Origin of the sequence: Brevundimonas sp. R86498 (genome assembly GCF_044598075.1) — a bacterium.
Lineage (GTDB): Bacteria > Pseudomonadota > Alphaproteobacteria > Caulobacterales > Caulobacteraceae > Brevundimonas.
In genome coordinates this window covers 2057307-2079156 of sequence record NZ_CP139004.1, presented here as the reverse complement: position 1 = coordinate 2079156, position 21850 = coordinate 2057307, and the positions used below count along the sequence as shown (strand labels likewise).

Here is a 21850-nt window from a genome sequence, read left to right as displayed (position 1 = left end):
GAGTCGGCGGCGGGGTAGCTTAGACGCGGCGGCGCTTGGGCGGACGGCAGCCGTTGTGCGGCATCGGCGTGACGTCGCGGATGGTGGTGATGGTCAGGCCGACCGACTGCAGGGCGCGGAGCGCGGACTCACGCCCGGAACCCGGACCCGAGACGTTGACTTCCAGCGTCTTGACGCCGTGTTCCTGGGCCTTCTTGCCGGCGTCTTCGGCGGCCATCTGGGCGGCGTAGGGCGTCGATTTGCGCGAGCCCTTGAAGCCCATGTGACCCGCCGACGACCACGAGATCGCGTTGCCCTGGGCATCGGTGATCGTGATCATGGTGTTGTTGAAGGACGCATTCACGTGGGCGACGCCCGAGGTGATGTTCTTGCGCTCGCGCTTCTTTACGCGACCCGGTTCCTTGGCCATGTGTCTGTCTTACTTCTTCTTGCCGGCGATCGGCTTGGCGGGGCCCTTGCGGGTGCGGGCGTTCGTATGGGTGCGCTGGCCGCGGACCGGCAGGCCCTTGCGGTGACGCAGGCCGCGGTAACAGGCCAGGTCCATCAGACGCTTGATGTTCATCGACGTCTCGCGGCGCAGGTCACCCTCGACGGTGTGATCCTTGTCGATCGCCTCGCGGATCTGCAGGACTTCGGCGTCGGTCAGCTGGTTCACGCGGCGCGAGGCCTCGATCCCCACCTTGCCGGTGATATCCTTGGCGGCCGCGGGGCCGATGCCATGGATGTACTGAAGCGCGATTTCGACGCGCTTGTTGGTCGGAATGTTGACGCCAGCGATACGGGCCACGTAGCTCTCCAGATGCGCGGGAACAGACGCCAACAACGCTCCGGTCAACAGACCAGGAGCGTGCGCGTCCTTCGCGGAAGCGGGCCTTATACAGGGGATTCGATTTGCGTCAACGCCTGCGCTGCAGTCAGCAGTGCCAGCAGGCCTCTGCCCCGATGGGACTGCCCGGAGGCGTGGGGGTTTCGACCTGGTTGGCCTCCAGCACCTGGTCCAGCCGGTCCCGGTCCTGAAGCAACCGTCCCAGCCAGCGGTCGTGCGCTCGCTGGACCGGATCGGCCGCCCTCGAGCCCGCAAGGCGGGCGGCCAGGGTCTGCAGCCGGTCGTCGATCACCGCCACAGACGTGGCCGACAGGTCGTCCGAGCGCAACAGGCCCGCGAGGGTCAGGATCGTGCGGGCCTGAACCCGCCGGGCTGGCTCCCCCAGACGGCCGAACGCCGGGGCGAAGACGGCACTCGTCACGGTGTCGATCGTCTCGACAAGCCCCAGGGCCGCCGGATCGCGCCGACCGGCGTCGGTCAGGCGTTCGACCCGCTGGGGTGCAAACAGGGCGTTCAGGGTGGTGTCGGCCGCGACCTCCGCGGCGCTGCCCGGATCGAACGCCCGTCCCTGTCGGGAGGCGAAGACCTCGATGTCGTGCTGGGGGTCGCTGTCGCCCGACTGCTGGGCCGCCAGCAGGGCCAGCAGGGGGTCGGGCAGGTCCAGTTCCTGGGGTGACAGGGTGGTGAGGAGCCCGGCCAATGCGGCGCGCTGGATGGCGGCGGGCACGGGGACGGCGGCCTCGCGGCCGTCGCCGAGCACCGGATAACCATAGTCCAGCCCGCCGACCAGCTTGGCCACGGCGTCCACCTGATAGCGATGATAGAGATAGATCGGCACCAGCCTGCGTCGCAGATCGTTGACGGCCGAGCCCTCCGGCAGGCTGCCCAGCCCGAACCGGTCCAGCGCGATGCGTCGCACCTGCATCAGATGGTTCAGCTCGGCCACCGGATCGGGGCCATTGTCCCACAGACTGCCCCAGGCCTGAAGATCGCCGCCGGTCCGGGCATCGGGATCGGATACGAACCGCCACGTCGCGGCCCCCTCGCCCGCCCGCCGCGCCAGCTCGGCAGAATCCACATCGGTATACAGCCAGTCGATGGCGAACCGGTCCCAGCCGCCCATCCCGACCGCATAGGCGTCAGCGAAATCGAGCCGGTCGCCGCTGACGGCAATCTGCGGCACCGGATAGTCCATCACCGATGCCCGCCCCTGGGTGGAGGCTGCGAAATTGTGCAAAAGGCCGATGGCATGGCCGACCTCGTGCGCCGACAGCTGGCGGATGCGGGCCAGCGCCACCTCGCGCGGATCGTTCGGGCCACCCGTTCCCGTCTGGTCGGCTCCGACCAGCCCTTCGAAGATCAGCATATCCTGACGGATGCGCAGTGAGCCCAGCAGCACGCTGCCCTTGACGATCTCGCCGGTGCGGGGATCGACCACACTCTGGCCGTAGGACCAGCTGCGGGTCGCCCGGTTGACCCAGTTGATCACATTGTACCGGGCGTCCAGCGGATCGGCCCCCTCGGGCAGGACCTCGACCCGAAAGGCGTCGATGTAACCGGCCCGGTCAAACGCGTCCGCCCACCACAGGGCACCCTCGACCAAGGCCGTGCGGATCGGCTCCGGCGCGGCACGGTCGACATGGAAGACGATCGGCTCGACCACAGTGGAGCGGGCCGCCGTCGGGTCGGTCTTGACCAGCCGGAAGCGGTTGGCCACCCGGCTGACAATCGGTGCATCCAGCGGAGCCGAGAAGTCGGTCACGAGGGTCGACATGGCCCCGGTGCGCGGATCGTACGGGCGCGGCACGAAGCCGGCGTCGGGCAGCCGGATGAAACTGTGCCGGACAGTGAAGGTCGCCATGCGGGCGTCCGGCGCGATCTGGTTGAGCACGCGCCCCGGATTGTCGACCGCGAAGGTCAGACGGGCCTCCAGCTCGACATTGTCCGGGAAGGACCGGGCCGCAGAGGCGTCAACCATCGACAGGTCACTGACCGGACGTAGCGTCCCCTGCCCCGCCCGGCCCAGCCCCTGAACAATGCCGTGGGCGTCGCGCGTGACGAAGCTGGAGATTTCGACCAGAACGGACCCATCCGGGGCCGTGCTGACGATCTCGCCGGACCAGACGGTGGAGCCGACGAAGGCGTCCCGCGCCGCGGCCTGCTCTTCGGCCGACCCCGCGGTCGCCCGGTAGCGGGGGTTCTCGAACTCCGCGACCACCCGACCGCCGATGCGGCGGAAGGCAAGAATGTTGGTGGGCCCGATCTGGGCCCGGTCCAGCCCGGTCACGGCCGAACCGACCCCGGTACGCAGGGCCGTGTGATGGATGACCCGGGCGAGGCTGCCATCGGCGGCCGCCGGCGGCAGGAGCAGCAGCACCCGCCCCTTCTCCGTATCCGCGAACAGGGTCAGCAGCCCGTCCTGACGGCCCAGGCCGGAGATCGTCTCGCTCCAGGACACGGGATCGGTCCGGGCCGACGCCGCTCCGGGCACCCCTCCAAGGGCCAGCACCAGGGCGATCGCGGTCGCCGTCCTGCCAAATCCGAAAGCCATGCCATCCCCCTGCACTCAAGGCGCGCATTGGGGCGTGATTGGTGCCGGACTGTCAAACGGCGTCAGCCGCCCTGACGACCGAAGTTGACCGTGACCGTCACGCGGAAACCGTCCACGGCCCGGCCCGACGCGGTCATGGGGGGACGGAAACGGAAATAGCGCTCGGCGATGCGGATCGCCGCCTCGCCGAAGCCGAAGCCGCCGGGCTGTTCATCGACAACCCGGCAGCCCTCCAGCCGGGTATCGGCGCGGATCAGACAGCTGACGGTACTGCGGCCCGCCTGCCTGCGCCGACGCGCTTCGGGTGGAACGAAGGCAAGAATCTCGCCGTTCGACGCGCCGCGCAGGATCAGCGGCCCGGATCCGGAACCGGGGCCGTCACCCTCACCTTCGCCGGTCCCGGTGCCCGTGCCCTGCCCGCCCTGACCCGCGCCGGGCGTCGCGGTGGCGATCGGGGCGACACCGATGATCCGCTCCGGCGTCACGGCCGGGACCGGCGGCGCGGTCAGTTCCGGGGGAACCTCGGCCGGAACTGGCGGGACGCGCACACGGGAGGGGGCCGCCGGGGCACCGCCCCCCGGTCGCGCCGACGGAGACGGCACCGGCGGCGGGTCAGGCACAGGCGGACGGGGCTGGAACAGCTCGACCGAGATGGGCCGGGGCGCGGTCGTCCGCACGACCTCTGCACGGTCAAGACCCACCGCGGCAAACAGACCTGCCTGGACCAGCGCGACGATCGCGAACAGTCCGGCCCTGTGCAGGCGCGAAGGTGTCGGAATGGGGGATGTCCGGACCATGGCGTTGTCTACCTTATCCCGCGTGAACACGCCGGACAGGTCAACGCTCAGGCGGCGTTCAGGTGGCGGTGCCGTCCAGCGCCGCGTCGATGGCGGCCGCGACCGTCTCGATCGATCCCATGCCGTCAACCTCCGTCAGCAGCCCCTTTTCAGCATAGTAGGGCAGCAGCGGCGCGGTATTGCGGTTGTAGGCGTCCAGCCGGACCTTGAAACTGTCCGGGTTGTCGTCCGGGCGGCCCTGATCGGCATACCGTTTCGAAATCCGCTCCATCAGGGCGTCATCATCAACCTTGAGCCGGACAACACGGTCGATCTGTTTGCCCAGCCGGGCGAGGCTGCCGTCCAGGGACTCGGCCTGGGCGATCGTACGGGGGAAGCCATCAAAAATGGCCCCGCCGGCGTCCTCGGCCTCTTTCAGCCGCGACTCGATCAGGGCGATCACGATGACGTCGGAGACCAGCTCTCCACGGGACATGATCGCCTGACACTCGAGGCCCAATTTCGACCCCGAGGCGATCGCCTCGCGCAGCATGTCACCGGTTGACAGCTGGACCATGCCGCGCTGTTCAACCAGACGCTTGGCCTGCGTGCCCTTGCCGGCCGCGGGCGGCCCGAACAGGATCAGGTTCATGCTCGGAGCCCCTCCCCGGGCTTCTTAACGGCGCACGGGCGCGGGGGCACCGCGACCGCCACGGCCGCGTAGCTTGGCCTTCTTGATGAGGCCCTCATACTGGTGTGCCAGCAGCTGGGACTGGATCTGGGCCACGGTGTCCATGGTCACGGACACAACGATCAGGATCGAGGTGCCGCCGAAATACAGGCTGTTGCCCATCTGGGCGACCATGAACTCGGGCAGCAGGCAGACGGCGGTGATGTAGGCCGCGCCGATCACCGTCAGACGGGTCAGGACATAGTCCAGATATTCCGCCGTGCGCTTGCCCGGCCGGATGCCCGGCAGGAAGCCCCCGTATTTGCGCAGGTTCTCGGCCGTGTCCTCGGGATTGAAGGTGATCGAGGTGTAGAAGAAGCAGAAGAAGATGATCAGGGCCCCGTAGAGCAGCATGAACAGCGGCTGCCCGTGGGTCAGCTGGGCGGTGACCAGCGGAAGCCAGCTCATCCACGCCGGAAGATCGGCGGTCGCCGTCATCTGGGCCACCGTGGTCGGCAGCAGCAGGAGGGACGAGGCGAAGATGGGCGGGATGACGCCCGCGGTGTTCACCTTCAGGGGCAGGAAGCTGCGCTCCCCGCCGGCCATCCGGTTGCCTTCCTGGCGTTTCGGATACTGGATCAGCAGCCGGCGCTGGGCGCGCTCCATGAAGACGATGAAGACGATGGTGGCGACGGCCAGGATGGCGAGGAACAGCAGCACGAAGACCGACATCTGACCCTGCTGGGCCAGACCCAGCATCCGCGCCACGGTACCGGGCAGAACCGCCACGATCCCGGCGAAGATGATCAGGGAGATCCCGTTGCCGACGCCACGCGCCGTCACCTGCTCACCCAGCCACATCAGGAACATGGTGCCGCCCGTCAGGGACACGACCGTGGTGGCGATGAAGAACAGGCCGGGCTGGTCGATCAGCCCCGCCTGGGCGTTGAGCCCGACGGCAATGCCGAACGACTGGGCCAGAGCCAGAACAACCGTCAGATAGCGGGTGTACTGGTTCAGCTGCTTGCGGCCGCTTTCGCCGCCTTCCTTCTTCAGCTTCTCCCACGGCGGATACACCGCGCCCATCAGCTGGACGATGATCGAGGCCGAGATATAGGGGGTCACGTTCAGGGCGAAGACCGCCATCCGTTCCACGGCCCCGCCGGAGAACATGTTGAACATGTCCAGGATGCCACGCTGACCGTCCGGGTTCTGGAAGAACTGGAGGAAGGCCTCGGAGTTGATCCCCGGGATCGGCACATAGGTGCCGATGCGGTACACCAGCAGGGCCAGAAGCGTGAACAGCAGACGCTTGTGCAGCTCGGTCGCTTTCGCGAACGAGCCCATGTTCATATTGGCGGCGAGTTGTTCGGCGGCCGAAGCCATGTGTCGTTACCCCGACTTGTCAGAACGCGACGAAAGATCCGTACGAATCCGACGCCATCGTCCAGATAGGCGAAGGGCGGCCCCTTAGCGAGACCGCCCCCCACGCTTTATTGTTACGCCTTGGCCGAAGCCGTGCGCGTGGTGCGGGCCGAGATCTTGTTGGCGTCGCCCCGAGGAGCCTTGGCGGCCGGAACCTTGCCCTTGGCGGCATTGCGCTTCTCGACGCGGGCAGCGGCCTTGGCTTCCGCCGCGATCCGCTCCTGCACAACGCTGCCACCGGCGGCCTCGATCGCCTTGACCGCGCCGGCCGAGGCCGACCACACGATCAGGTTCAGCTTGGCCTTGATCTCGCCGGTGCCCAGAACGCGGACGCCGTCCTTGACGCGACGGATCACGCCGGCGGCCACCAGGGCCTCGCCCTTGATCTCGCCCTTGATGTCCAGCTTGCCGCCGTCCACCGCGTCCTGCAGACGCCACAGGTTCACTTCCGCCAGCTTCAGGGCATTGGGATTGTTGAAGCCGCGCTTGGGCATGCGCATGTACAGAGGCATCTGGCCGCCCTCGAAGCCGCCGATGGCGACACCCGAACGGGACTTCTGGCCCTTGACGCCGCGACCGGCGGTCTTGCCCTTGCCCGAACCCGGGCCACGGCCGACCCGCATGCGCTTCTTGTGGGCACCCTCGTTGTCGCGGATTTCATTCAGTTTCATGTGCCTGATCCTTTCGGGTTCTAGCGCCCGCTGCAGCAGCGGACTCGGCTTGATTTTCATTTGAGGACTGACGGATCAGTCCCCCGGAACACGATGAAGGGCGGCCTATAGCCGCCCCCACCCTGTCACCGCAAGGGCGACGTCCCTCCCCGGCGAGGGGGAGGGCTACAACGCACTTACTTTTCGACGATCTCGGTCAGGTGGGCGACCTTGGCGATCATCCCGCGGACGGAGGGGGTGTCTTCCAGCGTGGACTCGCGGCCCATGCGGTTCAGACCCAGACCCATAAGGGTAGCGCGCTGGTCCGACTTGCGGCGGATCGGCGAACCGGTCTGTTTGACGGTCACGGTCTTGGTGTCAGCCTTGGCCATGCTCAGGACTCCACAGCTTCGGGCGCAGCCTCAGGTGCCGAAGCACCGTCGTTGCGGCGGCCCATCAGGTCCGAAACCTTCTTGCCGCGCTTCGACGCGACCTGACGCGGCGAGGACTGGACTTTCAGTGCCTCGAACGTGGCCCGGATCATGTTGTAAGGGTTCGACGAGCCCGAGGACTTGGCGACCACATCGGCGACGCCGAGGGTTTCCAGGACCGCGCGCATCGGACCACCCGCGATGACGCCGGTTCCCGGAGGGGCGGCGCGCATCATGATCTTGCCGGCGCCCCAACGGCCGTTACCGTCGTGGTGCAGGGTGCGGTTCTCGCGCAGGGGCACGCGGATCATCGTCTTCTTGGCTTCTTCCGTCGCCTTGCGGATGGCTTCCGGCACTTCACGCGCCTTGCCATGACCGAAGCCGACCCGGCCCTTGCCGTCACCGACGACCATCAGGGCGGCGAAGGAGAACCGGCGGCCGCCTTTGACGGTGGCCGCGACGCGGTTGATGTGGACCAGCTTCTCGACGATGTCCGAATCCGGACCGTCGACGGCCGGGCCGTTGCGGTTGTTGTCACGCCGGTTGCGGTCGTTTCCGCCGCCGCCGCCACGTTGGGGTGCTTGCGCCATCTGTGCGGTCCTTAGAAGTTCAGGCCGGCTTCACGCGCGGCATCCGCCAGCGCCTTCACCCGTCCGTGATAGATGTAGCCACCGCGATCGAAGACCACATCGGTGACGCCCTTCTCGATGGCACGCTGGGCGACCAGCTTGCCGATGGCGGCCGCGGCCTCCTTGTTGGAGCCCTTGGACGTGCCGGCCTTGTCGCCTTCCAGCGAAGAGGCGGACGCCACGGTGATGCCCTTGGTGTCGTCGATGATCTGGGCCGAGATGTTCTTGTCCGAGCGGTGCACGGACAGGCGCAGGCGGCCGTTGCCCATCGCCTTGAGGCGGCGACGGTTGCGATCGGTACGGCGCGCGGCCTTTTGCTTGAGGGTGGTTGCCATGGCTTACTTCTTCTTGCCTTCCTTGCGACGCACCTTCTCGCCCGCATAGCGGACGCCCTTGCCCTTGTAGGGCTCGGGGGGCCGCAGCTTGCGGATGTTGGCGGCCAGTTCGCCGACGACCTGTTTGTCGGGACCCGAGATCTTGATCTCGGTCTGCTTGGGCACCGCGAAGGTGACGCCGGCCGGAGCCTTGACGTCGACTTCGTGCGAGAAGCCCAGTTGCAGCGACAGGTCATTGCCCTTCATGGCGGCGCGGTAACCCACGCCGACCAGTTCCAGGGTGCGCTCGAAGCCATCCGTGACGCCGACGACCATGTTGTCGACCAGGGTCCGCGACAGACCCCACATCGCGCGGGCGCGTTGGGTGTCGGCACGGGCGTGGAGCGTCAGCTCGCCATTCTCCTGGCGGACCTCGATCTCCTCGGCCACGGTCCAGGACCGCTCGGCCTTGGGACCTTTGACGCTGACGGTCTGGCCGTCGATGGTCACCGTGACGCCCTTGGGCAGGGTGATGGGACGTTTTCCGATACGGGACATCTTTAGTAGACCCTGCAGAGGACTTCGCCGCCGACGTTGGCGTCGCGAGCGGCAGCGTCGGACATGACGCCCTTCGAAGTCGAAAGGATCGAGATGCCCAGGCCGTTCTTGACCGGCTTCAGGTCGGTGATGGCCGAGTAGACGCGGCGGCCCGGCTTGGACACGCGGGCGATCTCGGCGATGACCGGCTGGCCGTCGAAGTACTTGAGCTCGATCTCGAACTGCGGGAATTCACCGGGATTCTGAACCAGCGAATAGCCGCGGATGTAGCCTTCGTCCTGCAGCACGTCGAGGACGCGCTGGCGCAGACGGGAGGCCGGGGTGAGCACTTTCGAACGCTTGCGCATGGCCGCGTTCTTCATGCGAGCGATCATGTCGCTCAGGGGATCGTTGATCATCATGTCTGTCGCTCCCCTTACCAGCTGGACTTGGTCAGACCCGGGATCTGACCCAGGTTGCCGAGTTCGCGCAGCGCGATCCGGCTCATCTTCAGCTTGCGATAGAAGGCCCGCGGACGGCCCGTCACTTCGCAGCGGTTGCGGATCCGGACGGCGGCCGAGTTACGCGGCAGCTCGGCCAGCTTCAGGCGGGCGTCGAAACGCTCTTCCAGAGGCAGGCTCTCGTCGTTGGCGGTCGCCTTCAGGGCGGCCCGCTTGGCGGCATACTTCGCAACCATGGCTTTCACCATCTCGTTGCGGTTTACGGCGCTTTTCTTTGCCATTGTGCTTTTCCCTTCCCGCTCAGTTCTTCACGAACGGGAACTTGAACTCGGTCAGAAGCGCGCGCGCCTCGTCGTCGGTCCTGGCCGTGGTGCAGACGATGATGTCCATGCCCCACATCTGGTCGATCTGGTCATAGTTGATCTCCGGGAACACGATGTGTTCCTTGAGGCCCATGGCGTAGTTGCCGCGACCGTCGAACGAGGTCGGCTTCAGGCCGCGGAAATCCTTCACCCGCGGCAGGGCGATGGTGATCAGACGGTCGAGGAACTCATACATCTGGTCGCCGCGCAGCGTGACCTTGCCGCCGATGATCATGCCTTCGCGCAGCTTGAAGCCGGCGATGGAGGTGCGGGCCTTGGTCGGCACGGCCTTCTGGCCGGCGATCATGGTCAGATCCTTGAGGGCCGCATTGGCCTTCTTGGAATCCGCAACGGCTTCACCGATGCCCATGTTCAGGACGATCTTGTCCAGCTTGGGGAGCTGCATCGGGTTCGTGTAGCCGAACTTCTCGGTCATCACGGCGCGGATGCGGCTGTTGTACTCGTCCTTCAGACGAGGGGTGTAGGCAGTGTCGGCCATCAGATGACGTCTCCCGTCGTCTTGGCGAAGCGAACCTTCTTGTCGCCTTCCATGCGGAAGCCGACGCGGCTCGCCTTGCCGTTGGCGTCGGCGATCGCGACGTTCGACAGGTGAAGCGAGGCTTCCTTGTTCTTGATACCGCCCTGGGGGTCACCCTGGGACGGACGGGTGTGGCGCTGCACCATGTTGATGCCCTGGACCAGGACGCGGTTCTCGGTCGGCATCACCTTGGTGACTTCGCCGCTGCGGCCCTTGTCCTTGCCGGTGAGGACGACGACGCGGTCGCCCTTCTTGATCTTGGCGGCCATGGTTACAGGACCTCCGGGGCCAGCGAGATGATCTTCATGTGGTTCTTGGCGCGCAGTTCACGGGGAACCGGGCCAAAGATCCGCGTGCCGACCGGCTCGTTCTGCTTGTTGACGATGACAGCGGCCGACTTGTCGAAACGGATGACAGAGCCGTCCTTGCGCTGAATGTCCTTGGCCGTGCGCACGACGATGGCGCGGACCACTTCACCCTTCTTCACGCGTCCCCGGGGAATTGCTTCCTTGACCGAGGCCACGATGGTGTCTCCCACCGAGGCGTAGCGACGCTTTGCGCCGCCCAACACCTTGATGCACATGACCCGGCGAGCGCCCGAATTATCGGCCACCTCCAGGTTAGTTTGCATCTGGATCATGAGATCCGTTCCTTCTTAAGACGCGGAGGCCGGGGCGTCCTTGGACAGGACCTCCCAGCGCTTCAGCTTGGACTTGGGTGCGCATTCACGAATGCGCGCGACATCGCCTTCCTTGAAGGCATTGCCTTCGTCGTGGGCGTGATACTTCTTGGACAGACGCACGGTCTTCTTCAGGACCGGGTGCAGCAGGGTGCGCTCGACCTTGACGACGACAGTCTTGTCGCCCTTGTCGGACACGACCACGCCTTCGAGAATACGTTTGGGCATAGGTGTTCCTTACGAGGCCGACCGCTTCTCACGCATAAGCGTCGAGATGCGGGCGATGTCCTTGCGCACTTCCGAGACCCGATGGGTCTTTTCCATCTGGCCGGTGGCGGCCTGGAAGCGCAGGTTGAATTGCTCTTTCTTCAGCGAGAGCAGCTGGTCGCCCAGCTGGTCCGGCGTCTGCGAGCGCAGATCGGCGATCTTGGTCATCAGGCGACGTGCTCCACGTGAGCGACACCGGCGTCCAGGCGGGTAACCACCTTGGTGCGGACCGGCAGCTTGGCGGCACCCAGACGCAGGGCTTCACGCGCCACGTCGTCGGCAACGCCGTCGATTTCGAACAGGATCCGGCCCGGGTGGCAACGCGCCGCCCAGTGATCCACGGCACCCTTGCCTTTACCCATCCGGACTTCGGCGGGCTTGCCCGAGACGGGAACGTCCGGGAAGACACGGATCCACACCCGGCCCTGACGCTTCATCTGGCGGGTGATCGCGCGGCGGGCCGCCTCGATCTGACGCGCCGTGATGCGTTCCGGCTCCAGCGTCTTCAGGCCGTAGGACCCGAAGTTCAGCGAGAAGCCACCCTTGGCGGCACCGTGGATGCGGCCCTTGAAGGCCTTGCGATACTTGGTTTTCTTCGGTTGCAGCATGACCTAGCCCTCACGCCCGCGACGCTGACCGCGGTCATTGCGACCGCCGCGATCACCACCACGGCCTTCGTTCGACGACGGACCGGCAGCTTCCTGGGCCCAGCGCTTGTCCTGCGCCATCGGATCGTGCTCGAGCACCTCGCCCTTAAAGACCCACACCTTCACACCGATGATGCCGTAGGTCGTCTTGGCCTCGATGAAGCCGTAGTCGATGTCGGCGCGCAGGGTGTGCAGGGGCACGCGGCCCTCGCGGTACCATTCCATCCGGGCGATTTCGGCACCGCCGAGACGACCCGAGACGTTGATCCGGACGCCCTTGGCACCCAGACGCATGGCCGACTGCATCGAACGCTTCATGGCACGACGGAAAGCGATCCGGCGTTCCAGCTGCTGCGCAATGTTCTCGGCGATCAGCTGCGCGTCGGTCTCGGGCTTCCTGACCTCGACGATGTTCAGGTGAACCTCGCCTTCGGTACGGGCCGAGATGTCCTTGCGGAGCTTCTCGATGTCAGCGCCCTTCTTGCCGATCACGACACCCGGACGGGCGGCATAGATCGTCACGCGGCACTTCTTGTGCGGACGCTCGATAATGATGCGCGAGACGCCGGCGGCGTTCAGACGCTCCTTCAGCCAGGTGCGCAGCTTCAGGTCCTGATGCAGCAGCCGGGCGTAGGACGGGCCGTCGGCGAACCAGCGGCTGTCCCAGGTGCGGTTCACGCCGAGGCGGAAACCGATCGGATTGATTTTCTGACCCATATCAGGCGGCCTCGCCGGCTTCACGGACCACGATGGTGATCTCGCTGAACGGTTTCAGGATGCGGGACGAACGGCCACGAGCACGGCTCGCGAAACGCTTCATCACCAGGTTCTTGCCCACGAAGGCCTCGGCGACGACGAGGTTGTCGATGTCGAGGTTGTGGTTGTTCTCGGCGTTCGACACGGCCGAGTACAGGACCTTGCGGACGTCGGTGGCGATGCGCTTGCGGCTGAATTCCAGCTCGTTCAGCGCGCGCTGGACCGGCAGACCACGGATCGAGGCGGCGACCAGGTTCAGCTTTTGCGGGCTGATCCGGACGTTCACCAGCTTGGCGCGGGCCTCGGTCGAACCGACGCGACGGGGATTGTTGGTCTTGGGCATGTTACTTCCGCTTCGCCTTCTTGTCCGCGGCGTGGCCGGGGAACGAACGGGTGGGCGAGAACTCGCCCAGCTTCATGCCGACCATGTCCTCGTTCACGTGCACGGGAACGTGCTTGTGACCGTTGTGGACGCCGAACGTCAGGCCCACGAACTGCGGCAGGATGGTGGAGCGGCGCGACCACGTCTTGATCACGTCCTTGCGGCCCGACGTCTGAACGGCGTCGGCCTTCTTGAGCAGATACCCGTCGACGAACGGGCCTTTCCAGGAGGAACGGGCCATCTTTAGCGAGCCTTCTTGAGGTGGCGGCTACGGATGATGAAGCGATCCGTCGCCTTGTTCTTGCGGGTGCGGGTACCCTTGGTGTCCTTGCCCCACGGCGTGACCGGGGTCCGGCCGCCGGACGTCTTGCCTTCACCACCGCCGTGCGGGTGGTCGACCGGGTTCATGGCGACGCCGCGAACGTGCGGACGCCAGCCCATGTGACGGACGCGACCGGCCTTGCCGAGGTTCTGGTTCATGTGGTCGGCGTTCGAAACGGCGCCCACCGTGGCCATGCAGCCGTCCAGGACCATGCGCAGCTCACCCGAGCCGAGGCGGATCTGGGCGTAACCCTGATCGCGACCCACCAGCTGGGCATAGGCACCGGCCGAGCGAGCCAGCTGGGCGCCCTTGCCGGGCTTCATTTCCACGCAGTGGATGATGGTGCCGACCGGAATGGAGCGCAGCGGCATGGCGTTGCCAGGCTTCACGTCGGTCTTCTCGCCGGCCACGATCGTGTCGCCCGCCTTCAGGCGTTGCGGCGCGATGATGTAGGCCTTTTCGCCGTCCTCATAGGTGATGAGGGCGATGAAGGCGGTACGGTTGGGGTCATACTCCAGCCGCTCGACGGTCGCCGTCTGGAACTTGCGACGCTTGAAGTCGATCTTGCGATACAGGGTCTTGGCCCCGCCGCCGCGGAAGCGGACGGCGATGCGACCGCCCTGGCCCCGGCCGCCCGACTTGGTCAGGCCTTCGGTCAGCGACTTCTCGGGCCGGCCCTTGAAGAGCTCGGACCGGTCGATCAGCACCAGGGCGCGACGGCCCGGCGATGTCGGATTGTAGGTTTTCAAGGCCATCGGTTCAGAGCCCCGTCGTGACGTCGATCGACTGGCCTTCGGCCAGGGTCACGATCGCTTTTTTGATGTCGACCCGACGGCCCATGATGCCGCGGAAGCGCTTGGTCTTGCCCTTCTGGACCAGGGTGTTGACCTTCAGGACGTTGACCTTGAACAGGCTTTCGACCGCAGCGGCGATCTCGTCCTTGGTCGAGGTGCCCGCGACGCGGAACACGACCTTGTTCTGCTCCGACAGGATCGTCGCCTTCTCGGTGATGATCGGCGACAGGATCGTGTCGTAGTGTTTGGCGGTTGGAGCGGCGGCCATTACGCGGCTTCCTTCTCGGCTTGCTCGCGACGCGAGGGCTTGTAGTCGGCGTAGGTGGCCTCGATGGCCTCCACGGCGGACTTCGTCAGCACCAGCTTGTCAGCGCGCAGGATGTCATAAACGTTCAGGCCGGCGTTCGGCAGGACGTGGATCTGCGGGATGTTGCGCGACGCCAGGGCGAAGGTCGCATCCACTTCCGGTCCGGCGATGATCAGCGTCCGGGTCCAGCCCAGCTTGCCGAAGGTCTCGCGCAGGGCCGAGGTCTTGGCTTCCTTGACCGTCAGGGCGTCGACGACGACGAGGTCGCCGGTCTTGGCCTTGGACGACAGGGCGTGACGCAGGGCCAGGGCCCGGACCTTCTTGGGAAGGTCAAAGCCGTGATCGCGGACGATCGGGCCGAAGGCGCGCGAACCGCCGACGAACTGGGGCGCACGACGCGAACCGTGACGGGCGCCGCCGGTGCCCTTCTGCTTGTACATCTTCTTGCCGGTGCGAGAATTCTCGTTCCGGGTCTGGACCTTGTGGGTACCGGCACGGCGCTTGGCCAGCTGCCAGTTGACGTAGCGGGCCAGCAGGTCGCCGCGGATGTCGGTGATGCCGAAAACGACATCCGACAGCTCAACGTCGCCCGCGGCCTTGCCGTCGAGTTTGATGACCGAGAGTTTCATTACGCTTCCCCGCCTTCGACGGTGTCCACGGCGGCGTCTTCGACCTGGGCTTCGACAGCCGGGGTTTCAGCAGCAGCGGCGGCTTGACCGTTCTTCTTGAACGAACCGGGGAACGGCAGGTCAGCGAACGGCTTCTTGTGCGCGTCGCGAACCTTGACCCACGAACCTTCGTGGCCGGGGACAGCGCCCTTGACCAGGATCAGGCCGCGCTCGGCGTCGACACGGACGATCGTCAGGTTCTGGGTGGTGATCGTCTCGTTACCGAGCTGACCGGCCATCTTCTTGCCCTTGAAGGTCTTGCCCGGGTCCTGGCGTTGGCCGGTGGAGCCCAGCGAGCGGTGCGACACGGACACGCCGTGCGTGGCCCGCAGACCGCCGAAGTTCCAGCGCTTCATACCGCCCTGGAAGCCCTTGCCGATCGTCTCGCCCTGGATGTCGACCTTCTGGCCGACCACGAAATGGTCTGCCGACAGGGTCGCGCCGACGTCGATCAGGGCGTCATCCGACACCCGGAACTCCATGACGACGTGCTTGGGCTCGACTTCCGCCGTGGCGAAGGTCGTGCGTTGAGCCTTGTTGGTGTTCTTTGCCTTCTTGGTCCCGGCTCCCAGCTGCAGGGCGACGTAGCCGTCCCGCTCCTGAGTGCGTTGACCGACGACCTGACAGTCGTCGAGCTGGAGCACAGTGACCGGAACGTGCGCGCCGTCTTCGGCGAACACGCGGGTCATGCCCAGCTTCTTGGCGATCACGCCCGTGCGCATATCGGATCCCGCCTTTATTTCTTTAAATCTTGATCTCGACGTCCACGCCGGCGGACAGGTCGAGCTTCATGAGCGCGTCCACGGTCTGCGGGGTGGGGTCGACGATGTCGAGGACACGCTTGTGCGTGCGGATTTCAAACTGCTCGCGCGACTTCTTGTCGACGTGCGGCGAGCGGTTCACGGTGAACTTTTCGATCAGGGTCGGCAGCGGGATGGGACCGCGAACGGTCGCGCCCGTGCGCTTGGCTGTATTCACGATTTCGCGCGTCGAAAAGTCGAGGACGCGGTGATCGAAGGCCTTGAGCCTGATGCGGATGCTTTGATCCATATCGGTCGTATTTCCCAAGCAGGCGAACCTGCGTCCCTGTGAACCATTTCAAAGACCGGAGCCTTTGGACCCACGAGGGGTCCTCAGAGTACGCACGTCCGCAAAAACGATCGGCCCACGCAGTCACCCGCGAGAGCCGTTGAAGTCCCTGGTCGCTGCAAAGAACAGGTCCGAGGTCGTTCCTGCGAACCGCGTCTGCAGCCTGAGCTGCACAGCCGGTCCAACAAGAGTTGGCGCTTATGACGATTGATTCCGTTTTGGTCAAGCGTGGCGCGACAGCCTGACCGTCTTTCTCACAGAAAGGCGGCCCGGGGGGTTCCACGCACCCGGGCCGCCCTCCTTCAGCGCCTGACCGGAGGGATCAGTCGCCGATCCTGACCCGTCCACCGCCCATGATGGACTGGGAGATGTCGCCGGCCACCCGTCCGACCCTCACGTCGCCACCACCCACCAGACTGGCCTCGAGACTGGCCACGGTGCCGGTGACCTGGATATCGCCGGACCCCGCGATGGCAGCCTCCAACGGTCCGGTGTCGCCCTGGATAATGATGTCGCCCGACCCGCCGATGGCAGCCTCGACCGAGGCCGGCCGCCCGCCGTTGACGCGAATGTCGCCGGATCCACCGATCGCGGCTTCAACCCGACCGGTGGCGGTCGCCACGATGATCGTTCCGGAGCCGCCGATGGCCGCTTCCAGATCACCCGTGGCCCCCGTCGTGATCCGGCCCGATCCGCCGATGCTGGCCTCGAGGCTGCGCGAGGTTCCGGCGCGGATGCTCCCGGAGCCGCCGACGGAAAGGGCAGCATCACCAGTGGTGTTGGCGACCGTCCAGTCGCCGCATCCGCCGCTGGCCAGTTCGATCGCGGTCGCCCCCCGGCCGATGGCCCCGAAGACCGCCGAGTCCTCGGTCGAGATGTCGACCGAAGGGGGCGTGCGGATGACAATCAGCGGTGCCTCGGACAGATTGATGCGGCCCCGGTCTCGGACCTCGACCGAGGCCCCCTCCCCCGGCTGGCGGGCGTCAGAAGGACCGCTGCGGCATTCGCGGAACGGGCGACGGCCCAGTTCACCATCGATGCGGGTTTCATTGCCCACCACGGTGACGCCGGGTGACGGCAGGCCGGATGACCCCGGCTCGATCTCGACGGCCACGTTGGCCCGATCCTCCACGATCACCACGACCCGGGCGACCGCCCGCCGGATGCGCACTTCCGGGCCCTCCTGGGCAGCGGCGGGGGCAGCAGCGGCGAGCGTGGCCACGACGGCGGCGGATACAGCGGCGATGGCGGTCAGGGTCTTCATGGGGTGGGCTCCTCTCCAGCAATGAGGAAACCTTGGCCCCGCCCCGGGCTGAAGTCATTTTAACTCGAGGTCATGACTTCGATTTAACGCAGCGCGGACCCGGCCTGCAGCGTCCCTGCCCCGTCCACGGCTCCGAGCGCGGGCGTGAAGTCGCGGTCCAGATGCGCGATGCGGCTCTTCAGCCCCCCGATCCGCCGCAACGCCAGGGAGGCGGCCCAACGGGCCGCCAGCTCGGGCGTCGACATGGTGTCGGTGAAACGCGGATTGCCGCCCCGGCTACGGATCACGGCGTTGGTATAGAGGGCACCGTTACGCATCCGGCTGGGCCAGGTCTGGAAGTCCATCGACAGGCTGACACAGAAGCGGTCCAGGTTCTCGACCCGGTGCGGGGCGTACAGGGGCCAGGTCAGGGCCTGACCGGGTTCGAGATCGACCACGGTCGCATCGGCCTCGAACGCGGGCCGCCAGGGCAGTTCCTCGGTTGTCTGACGCGCCACCACCTGTTCCATCGCGGCCTCGGGCAGATGGGCCTCGTCTCCGGGATAGACGAACAGGCGTTTGCGGCCCCGCAGATGGAACAGCACCACACCGGCGGCGTCGAAATGATAGGGCACCTTGGCGGCCGGCGAGGAGATGATCAGCTGGCCGGCATTGGTCACGGCCTTCAGGCCGGGATATCGGGCCTTGATGGTTGCGAACTCACCCATGGCCGCCGCCCACAGATCCGGACAGCCGCGCTCGGCCTGCCGCAGATTGACCCACAGCCGACCGGCCTGGATCGCCTCCAGCAGCTGGTCCCCGGTCAGACTGCCCCGCGTCCCCGTGCGCAGGCTGACCTGCCCCTCATCGTCGTAGTCGTACAGATTGATGTCGAACAGGTCGGCCGGATAGCGGTGCAGGATGCCCGCCAGCGCCTCGTCGGTGGCGAAACCCTGATCGACCAGCCCGTGCGGGTGGACAGCGGCCGCCGGGATCGGCCCCGGATAGCGGGTGCGGAGGTCCACGGGGGTCGTAACCGTCATGTCGTGGCTCCCCGACCGCTGCCCCCGGCCTTGCGCATGGCGACCATGGCGGCGGACGCGGCCCCGATCAGACGCTGGCCCGAGGTCGTCTCGCAGCCCTCGATCGCGGCCCAGCGCCGCCGCACACTGGTCCGCAGCCGCTCGCCACGGCCCCCGGCGGTGCTGTTCAGCAGGCCGACGGCCACATCCGACAGCAGGGCCCCCACACCGGGCCGAAGCACGACGGCCTCCCGGACCGACTGGGTCGCATTGCAGAAATACTTCTTGTAGCCCTCGCCGCCGAACCCGAAATCGAACACCCGGAAGCCCGACTTCGCGGCCAGCCTCATGGTGTCCAGCGTCAGCAGGATGCCCGGCGAACAGCGCGCCAGGCCGGGCTCATAGGCCGGGAACCAGAAATGGTAGCGATCGCCGGCGTGCAGCGAATACTCCACCGCCGTCAGCCGCCCGCCGGCCCACATCGCCGCCATCGAGGCCCCGAAGTCGGCATGGTCGGCGACCATCAGGGCGTGCAGCAGATCGCGGGTCCAGCCGCAGGCGAAGATGTCGTGACGTCCCGTGCGGGCGTACTGGTCCCGCTTCAGGCCGATCAGGTGATCCAGAAGCGCAGGATCTCTCAGGCCCTCCTCGACGCGGATCTCGCCCAGCTCGGTCTCCAGACTGCGCCGCGCCCGCTCCTTGTCCTTGAAAAACTTGCCCCAGGTCTGCCGGCGCTCGGCATACCAGGCCTCCCACGACTCCGCCCCGTGCTCGGGCAACAGGGTCATCAGGGTCTCTCGCAGCGCGCCCACGCCGGACGGCCCCACCCAGGCCGAGACGCTCAACCGGGGTGCGCCCAGCAGGTCGGCAACCACAGCCAGGGGCGGGGCTTCCCCCGGCATGGCGATGACGCCGTGATAGTCGTTCATCGGCGCGCCCAGCGGCTGGATCGCCGCCCCCCGCCGCTGGTGCGGGAAATAGCCGATCGTGCGCCCGTCCTGCGTCAGGATCGCGACGGCCGCATCCGGCACGATCCGGGCCGCGATCTCGGTGAACTCCCAGCGGAAATAGGGGCTGGCCAGATCGGGATTGGCATCGGTCATGGCGCGCCACAGGACCCGGTCCGCCACCGTCAGCTGGTCGGCCTTGACGATCTCGATCCCGATCGATCCGGGCATGGGCCTTCTCCGTCCGGCGCGTCCGGCACGGCGCGTTCCAGCGAGAGGTGTATCCCGGCCGCTCTTGCAGGACGGTGTAGTGGCATGGTGAACGAGGCGTTTCGGGAGCCTGTCGCCACCGGCCGCGTTGGCTTCCCGGAACAAGGAACCTGACCATGACTGACCCCGCCCGCCCCCCGCGCCAGACCGAGAATGAAAACCAGCGGCCCCCCGCCCACGACGGCGAGGCCCCGCGCCCGGCGACCGAACCCCGGGACGCCAAAGGCTCCAGCAACTCCGGCGAAACCGCGACCGACCCCGCCACCGGCAAGCCCAATCCATGAGGGGAGCCTTCCTTGTCGCCGGACTCCTTCTCGCCGCGCCCGCTTTCCCCGCCCTGGCTCAGGCCCCGACGGCTTGCCCGCTGGACGCCGCTCAGGTCGTCACCAATGGCGGACTGGAGGCCAGCCGGGCCGCCGTCGCCGCGGGCCGGCTGACGATCCTGGCCATGGGGTCGTCGAGCATCGAAGGGGTAGGTGCCAGTCGCCCGGAGCTGGGCTTTGTCCCGATGCTGGAGGCGGGACTGCAACGCCGGCTGCCCGGGGTTGCGATTACCGTCATCAACAAGGGCATAGGCGGCGAAACCGCCCGCGAGACCGCCGACCGGCTGGAGCGCGAGATCGCCGCCGGGACGCCGGATCTCGTCATCTGGCAACTCGGCACCAATGACGTCCTGCGCGACCGCCCGATGGACGACATCTTCGCCGATTTCCGCCGGGGGCAGGCCATTCTCGACCGGGCGGGGGTCGATGTGCTGCTGGTCGATCCCCAGCGCCTGCCCGAGGCCACCTCCAACCCCGGTTTCCGGGGCCGCAACCCGGCGCTGGGCGACATGGCCCGGCTAATCGCTCTCGAGGGCGGCCGCATCGGCTATGCGGTCCAGCACCGCTTCGGGACCATGGCCAGGTGGGCCGGTCTGGAACGCGGCGGGGTCGGTCCCGACGATCTGCATCTTAACGATGCCGGCTATGCCTGCTGGGCAGAAGGTGCAGCCGAAGGACTGGCGGCCGGCCTGCGCTGAGGGGAACAGGCAGCGGCGGCCCGTGTTGGTTCAGCATCGTCCACCGGAGTTCGCCATGATCGTTCGTCGCCCTGCCCGTCTCGCCCTTGTCGCCGCCCTGCCCTTTCTGGCCGTCGCCGCCTGCGGATCAGAGCCCCGTCAGCCCCGGCAGGACAACACGACCGCCAACGCCGAGACCTCCGCCGCCGCCGACCTGCGCCGGTCAATCGAAACGGCAAGCTTCCGCCCGCGACCGACACCGTCCGTCACCGACGGATCCGACCAGCAGGGGTCAGGCGGAAGTGGCTCCACGCCGGCACCGGACGGCGGCGACGCGTCTGCCGACGGCGCCGGCAACGTCGCCGGTGCTCTGCCTGAAGACGCCCGTGCCGACCCGGCCATGGTGCGGGCGCAGATCCTGCTCGACCGCAGCCGCTTCTCCCCCGGCATCATTGATGGTCTCGGCGGCGAGAACACCCGTCAGGCCATCGCAGCCTTCGAGGAGGCCAACGACCTGACCGTCGACGGCGAGCTGGACGAGACCGTATTCCAGCGTCTCTCTTCCGGAGACGGGGGCCAGGTCCTGACCGACTACACCCTCACCGAGTCCGACGTCGCCGGACCGTTCATCGGCTCCGTACCCGACAGTATGGAAGCCATGGGCCGGCTGGACAGCGTCGGCTACGCCACCGCCCGTGAGGCCGTGGCCGAGAAATTCCACATGAGCGAGGCCCTGCTATCGGCGCTCAATCCCGGTGTGGATTTCAGCCGCGCCGGCCAGACCCTCGTCGTGGCCGCCACAGGCCCCGCCGAACTCGAGGGCGAGGTGGCCCGCATCGTCATCGACAAGGACGAGCTTTCGGTCCGGGCCTTCGACGACGACGGCCAGCTCCTGGCCTTCTATCCGGCCACCATCGGCAGCCGCGAGACCCCCTCGCCCTCCGGCACCCACACGGTCCGCGCCATCGCCCCGGATCCCAACTACACCTACGATCCCGACCAGGGCGGCGGTGGAAAGATCATCGTTCCGCCCGGGCCGAACAATCCGGTGGGCTCGGTCTGGATCGACCTGTCGCGCGACGGTTACGGCATCCATGGCACCCCGGACCCGGCCCTGATCGGCAAGACCGCCTCCAGCGGCTGCGTCCGTTTAACCAACTGGGACGCCGAACACCTCGCCGCCGGCGTGTCGTCGGGCGTGACCGTGGAGTTTCGCTAGCCGGAACTCCGTTCAGGTGCCCCGCAGGCGGCACCAGGCATTGAGACGGCGACCGGCCGCGAACCGTG

At 66.9% G+C, this 21850-nt stretch carries 32 protein-coding genes and 1 pseudogene; 3 read left to right on the top strand and 30 right to left on the bottom strand.

Going from position 1 to position 21850, the window contains the following annotated elements:
• Positions 1–19 precede the first annotated feature (19 nt).
• The 30 genes and pseudogenes from rpsK to SJY26_RS10010 form a co-directional block, all read right to left on the bottom strand.
• Positions 20–409 (bottom strand): 30S ribosomal protein S11, encoded by a 390-nt coding sequence (rpsK, locus tag SJY26_RS10155; RefSeq protein ID WP_013268944.1) that lies wholly within the window; start codon positions 407–409, stop codon positions 20–22.
• Between the two features lie 9 nt (positions 410–418).
• Complete coding sequence (gene rpsM, locus SJY26_RS10150; RefSeq protein ID WP_396595738.1) at positions 419–787, bottom strand: 30S ribosomal protein S13; 369 nt, start codon at positions 785–787, stop codon at positions 419–421.
• Positions 788–914: 127 nt separating this feature from the next.
• Positions 915–3377: a zinc-dependent metalloprotease gene (locus SJY26_RS10145; RefSeq protein ID WP_396592921.1), complete on the bottom strand. Its 2463-nt coding sequence runs from the start codon at positions 3375–3377 to the stop codon at positions 915–917.
• A gap of 62 nt (positions 3378–3439) precedes the next feature.
• Positions 3440–4174: a TonB family protein gene (locus SJY26_RS10140; RefSeq protein WP_396592920.1), complete on the bottom strand. Its 735-nt coding sequence runs from the start codon at positions 4172–4174 to the stop codon at positions 3440–3442.
• Positions 4175–4232: 58 nt separating this feature from the next.
• On the bottom strand, positions 4233–4805 hold the full coding sequence (locus tag SJY26_RS10135) for an adenylate kinase (RefSeq protein WP_396592919.1): 573 nt from the start codon (positions 4803–4805) through the stop codon (positions 4233–4235).
• A 24-nt stretch (positions 4806–4829) separates the two neighbouring features.
• Positions 4830–6209 (bottom strand): preprotein translocase subunit SecY, encoded by a 1380-nt coding sequence (gene secY / locus SJY26_RS10130; RefSeq protein WP_396592918.1) that lies wholly within the window; start codon positions 6207–6209, stop codon positions 4830–4832.
• A gap of 248 nt (positions 6210–6457) precedes the next feature.
• A pseudogene (gene rplO / locus SJY26_RS10125) lies at positions 6458–6919 on the bottom strand (50S ribosomal protein L15); the annotation flags it as partial.
• A gap of 176 nt (positions 6920–7095) precedes the next feature.
• Entirely contained in the window at positions 7096–7290 is a 195-nt protein-coding gene (gene rpmD / locus SJY26_RS10120) for a 50S ribosomal protein L30 (RefSeq protein WP_305636874.1), read from the bottom strand.
• 2 nt (positions 7291–7292) lie between these two features.
• The gene (rpsE, locus tag SJY26_RS10115; protein ID WP_305636872.1) at positions 7293–7919 is read right to left on the bottom strand and encodes a 30S ribosomal protein S5; all 627 of its coding nucleotides are present in this window, start codon (positions 7917–7919) and stop codon (positions 7293–7295) included.
• A gap of 11 nt (positions 7920–7930) precedes the next feature.
• Positions 7931–8293: a 50S ribosomal protein L18 gene (gene rplR / locus SJY26_RS10110; protein ID WP_305636870.1), complete on the bottom strand. Its 363-nt coding sequence runs from the start codon at positions 8291–8293 to the stop codon at positions 7931–7933.
• A gap of 3 nt (positions 8294–8296) precedes the next feature.
• Complete coding sequence (gene rplF, locus SJY26_RS10105) at positions 8297–8830, bottom strand: 50S ribosomal protein L6 (protein WP_396592917.1); 534 nt, start codon at positions 8828–8830, stop codon at positions 8297–8299.
• Positions 8831–8832: 2 nt separating this feature from the next.
• The gene (gene rpsH / locus SJY26_RS10100) at positions 8833–9231 is read right to left on the bottom strand and encodes a 30S ribosomal protein S8 (protein WP_271085879.1); all 399 of its coding nucleotides are present in this window, start codon (positions 9229–9231) and stop codon (positions 8833–8835) included.
• 14 nt (positions 9232–9245) lie between these two features.
• Positions 9246–9551, bottom strand: coding sequence for a 30S ribosomal protein S14 (gene rpsN, locus SJY26_RS10095; RefSeq protein ID WP_298158567.1), 306 nt, complete (start codon positions 9549–9551; stop codon positions 9246–9248).
• Between the two features lie 19 nt (positions 9552–9570).
• Positions 9571–10131: a 50S ribosomal protein L5 gene (rplE, locus tag SJY26_RS10090; RefSeq protein WP_305636864.1), complete on the bottom strand. Its 561-nt coding sequence runs from the start codon at positions 10129–10131 to the stop codon at positions 9571–9573.
• Complete coding sequence (gene rplX, locus SJY26_RS10085) at positions 10131–10439, bottom strand: 50S ribosomal protein L24 (RefSeq protein WP_396592916.1); 309 nt, start codon at positions 10437–10439, stop codon at positions 10131–10133. Before rplX ends, rplE begins: the two co-directional genes overlap by 1 nt.
• A gap of 2 nt (positions 10440–10441) precedes the next feature.
• Positions 10442–10810 carry a 50S ribosomal protein L14 gene (gene rplN, locus SJY26_RS10080; RefSeq protein ID WP_077354965.1) on the bottom strand — a complete coding sequence of 123 codons (369 nt, stop codon included), beginning with the start codon at positions 10808–10810 and terminating at the stop codon, positions 10442–10444.
• 15 nt (positions 10811–10825) lie between these two features.
• On the bottom strand, positions 10826–11077 hold the full coding sequence (gene rpsQ / locus SJY26_RS10075) for a 30S ribosomal protein S17 (RefSeq protein ID WP_396592915.1): 252 nt from the start codon (positions 11075–11077) through the stop codon (positions 10826–10828).
• A 9-nt stretch (positions 11078–11086) separates the two neighbouring features.
• On the bottom strand, positions 11087–11284 hold the full coding sequence (gene rpmC, locus SJY26_RS10070; protein WP_396592914.1) for a 50S ribosomal protein L29: 198 nt from the start codon (positions 11282–11284) through the stop codon (positions 11087–11089).
• Positions 11284–11724 (bottom strand): 50S ribosomal protein L16, encoded by a 441-nt coding sequence (rplP, locus tag SJY26_RS10065; RefSeq protein WP_349684780.1) that lies wholly within the window; start codon positions 11722–11724, stop codon positions 11284–11286. Before rplP ends, rpmC begins: the two co-directional genes overlap by 1 nt.
• A gap of 3 nt (positions 11725–11727) precedes the next feature.
• Positions 11728–12480 carry a 30S ribosomal protein S3 gene (rpsC, locus tag SJY26_RS10060; protein WP_396592913.1) on the bottom strand — a complete coding sequence of 251 codons (753 nt, stop codon included), beginning with the start codon at positions 12478–12480 and terminating at the stop codon, positions 11728–11730.
• Between the two features lies 1 nt (position 12481).
• The gene (gene rplV / locus SJY26_RS10055) at positions 12482–12862 is read right to left on the bottom strand and encodes a 50S ribosomal protein L22 (RefSeq protein ID WP_396592912.1); all 381 of its coding nucleotides are present in this window, start codon (positions 12860–12862) and stop codon (positions 12482–12484) included.
• A gap of 1 nt (position 12863) precedes the next feature.
• Complete coding sequence (gene rpsS / locus SJY26_RS10050) at positions 12864–13142, bottom strand: 30S ribosomal protein S19 (RefSeq protein ID WP_271146908.1); 279 nt, start codon at positions 13140–13142, stop codon at positions 12864–12866.
• Positions 13143–13144: 2 nt separating this feature from the next.
• A complete protein-coding gene (rplB, locus tag SJY26_RS10045; RefSeq protein WP_396592911.1) occupies positions 13145–13978 on the bottom strand; it encodes a 50S ribosomal protein L2 in 834 nt (277 codons plus the stop codon).
• A 4-nt stretch (positions 13979–13982) separates the two neighbouring features.
• Complete coding sequence (locus tag SJY26_RS10040) at positions 13983–14285, bottom strand: 50S ribosomal protein L23 (protein WP_013268922.1); 303 nt, start codon at positions 14283–14285, stop codon at positions 13983–13985.
• Complete coding sequence (rplD, locus tag SJY26_RS10035) at positions 14285–14953, bottom strand: 50S ribosomal protein L4 (RefSeq protein WP_396592910.1); 669 nt, start codon at positions 14951–14953, stop codon at positions 14285–14287. The genes SJY26_RS10040 and rplD overlap by 1 nt, the downstream gene beginning before the upstream one ends.
• Complete coding sequence (rplC, locus tag SJY26_RS10030; RefSeq protein WP_305636834.1) at positions 14953–15714, bottom strand: 50S ribosomal protein L3; 762 nt, start codon at positions 15712–15714, stop codon at positions 14953–14955. Before rplC ends, rplD begins: the two co-directional genes overlap by 1 nt.
• 22 nt (positions 15715–15736) lie before the next feature.
• A complete protein-coding gene (gene rpsJ, locus SJY26_RS10025) occupies positions 15737–16042 on the bottom strand; it encodes a 30S ribosomal protein S10 (protein WP_003164367.1) in 306 nt (101 codons plus the stop codon).
• Between the two features lie 361 nt (positions 16043–16403).
• Positions 16404–17345 carry a GIN domain-containing protein gene (locus tag SJY26_RS10020; RefSeq protein WP_396592909.1) on the bottom strand — a complete coding sequence of 314 codons (942 nt, stop codon included), beginning with the start codon at positions 17343–17345 and terminating at the stop codon, positions 16404–16406.
• 83 nt (positions 17346–17428) lie between these two features.
• Positions 17429–18367 carry a transcriptional regulator gene (locus SJY26_RS10015; RefSeq protein ID WP_396592908.1) on the bottom strand — a complete coding sequence of 313 codons (939 nt, stop codon included), beginning with the start codon at positions 18365–18367 and terminating at the stop codon, positions 17429–17431.
• The gene (locus SJY26_RS10010) at positions 18364–19524 is read right to left on the bottom strand and encodes a GNAT family N-acetyltransferase (protein ID WP_396592907.1); all 1161 of its coding nucleotides are present in this window, start codon (positions 19522–19524) and stop codon (positions 18364–18366) included. Before SJY26_RS10010 ends, SJY26_RS10015 begins: the two co-directional genes overlap by 4 nt.
• A 155-nt stretch (positions 19525–19679) precedes the next feature.
• Between SJY26_RS10010 and SJY26_RS10005 the strand changes: the two genes are divergently transcribed.
• Genes SJY26_RS10005 through SJY26_RS09995 form a run of 3 tightly spaced genes read left to right on the top strand, consistent with a single transcriptional unit; the run spans position 19680 to position 21782 of the window.
• Entirely contained in the window at positions 19680–19847 is a 168-nt protein-coding gene (locus tag SJY26_RS10005) for a hypothetical protein (RefSeq protein ID WP_396592906.1), read from the top strand.
• Positions 19844–20584, top strand: a complete 741-nt coding sequence (locus SJY26_RS10000) for an SGNH/GDSL hydrolase family protein (protein WP_396592905.1) — start codon at positions 19844–19846, stop codon at positions 20582–20584. The genes SJY26_RS10005 and SJY26_RS10000 overlap by 4 nt, the downstream gene beginning before the upstream one ends.
• A gap of 55 nt (positions 20585–20639) precedes the next feature.
• Positions 20640–21782 carry a L,D-transpeptidase gene (locus tag SJY26_RS09995; RefSeq protein WP_396592904.1) on the top strand — a complete coding sequence of 381 codons (1143 nt, stop codon included), beginning with the start codon at positions 20640–20642 and terminating at the stop codon, positions 21780–21782.
• Positions 21783–21850: the final 68 nt, after the last annotated feature.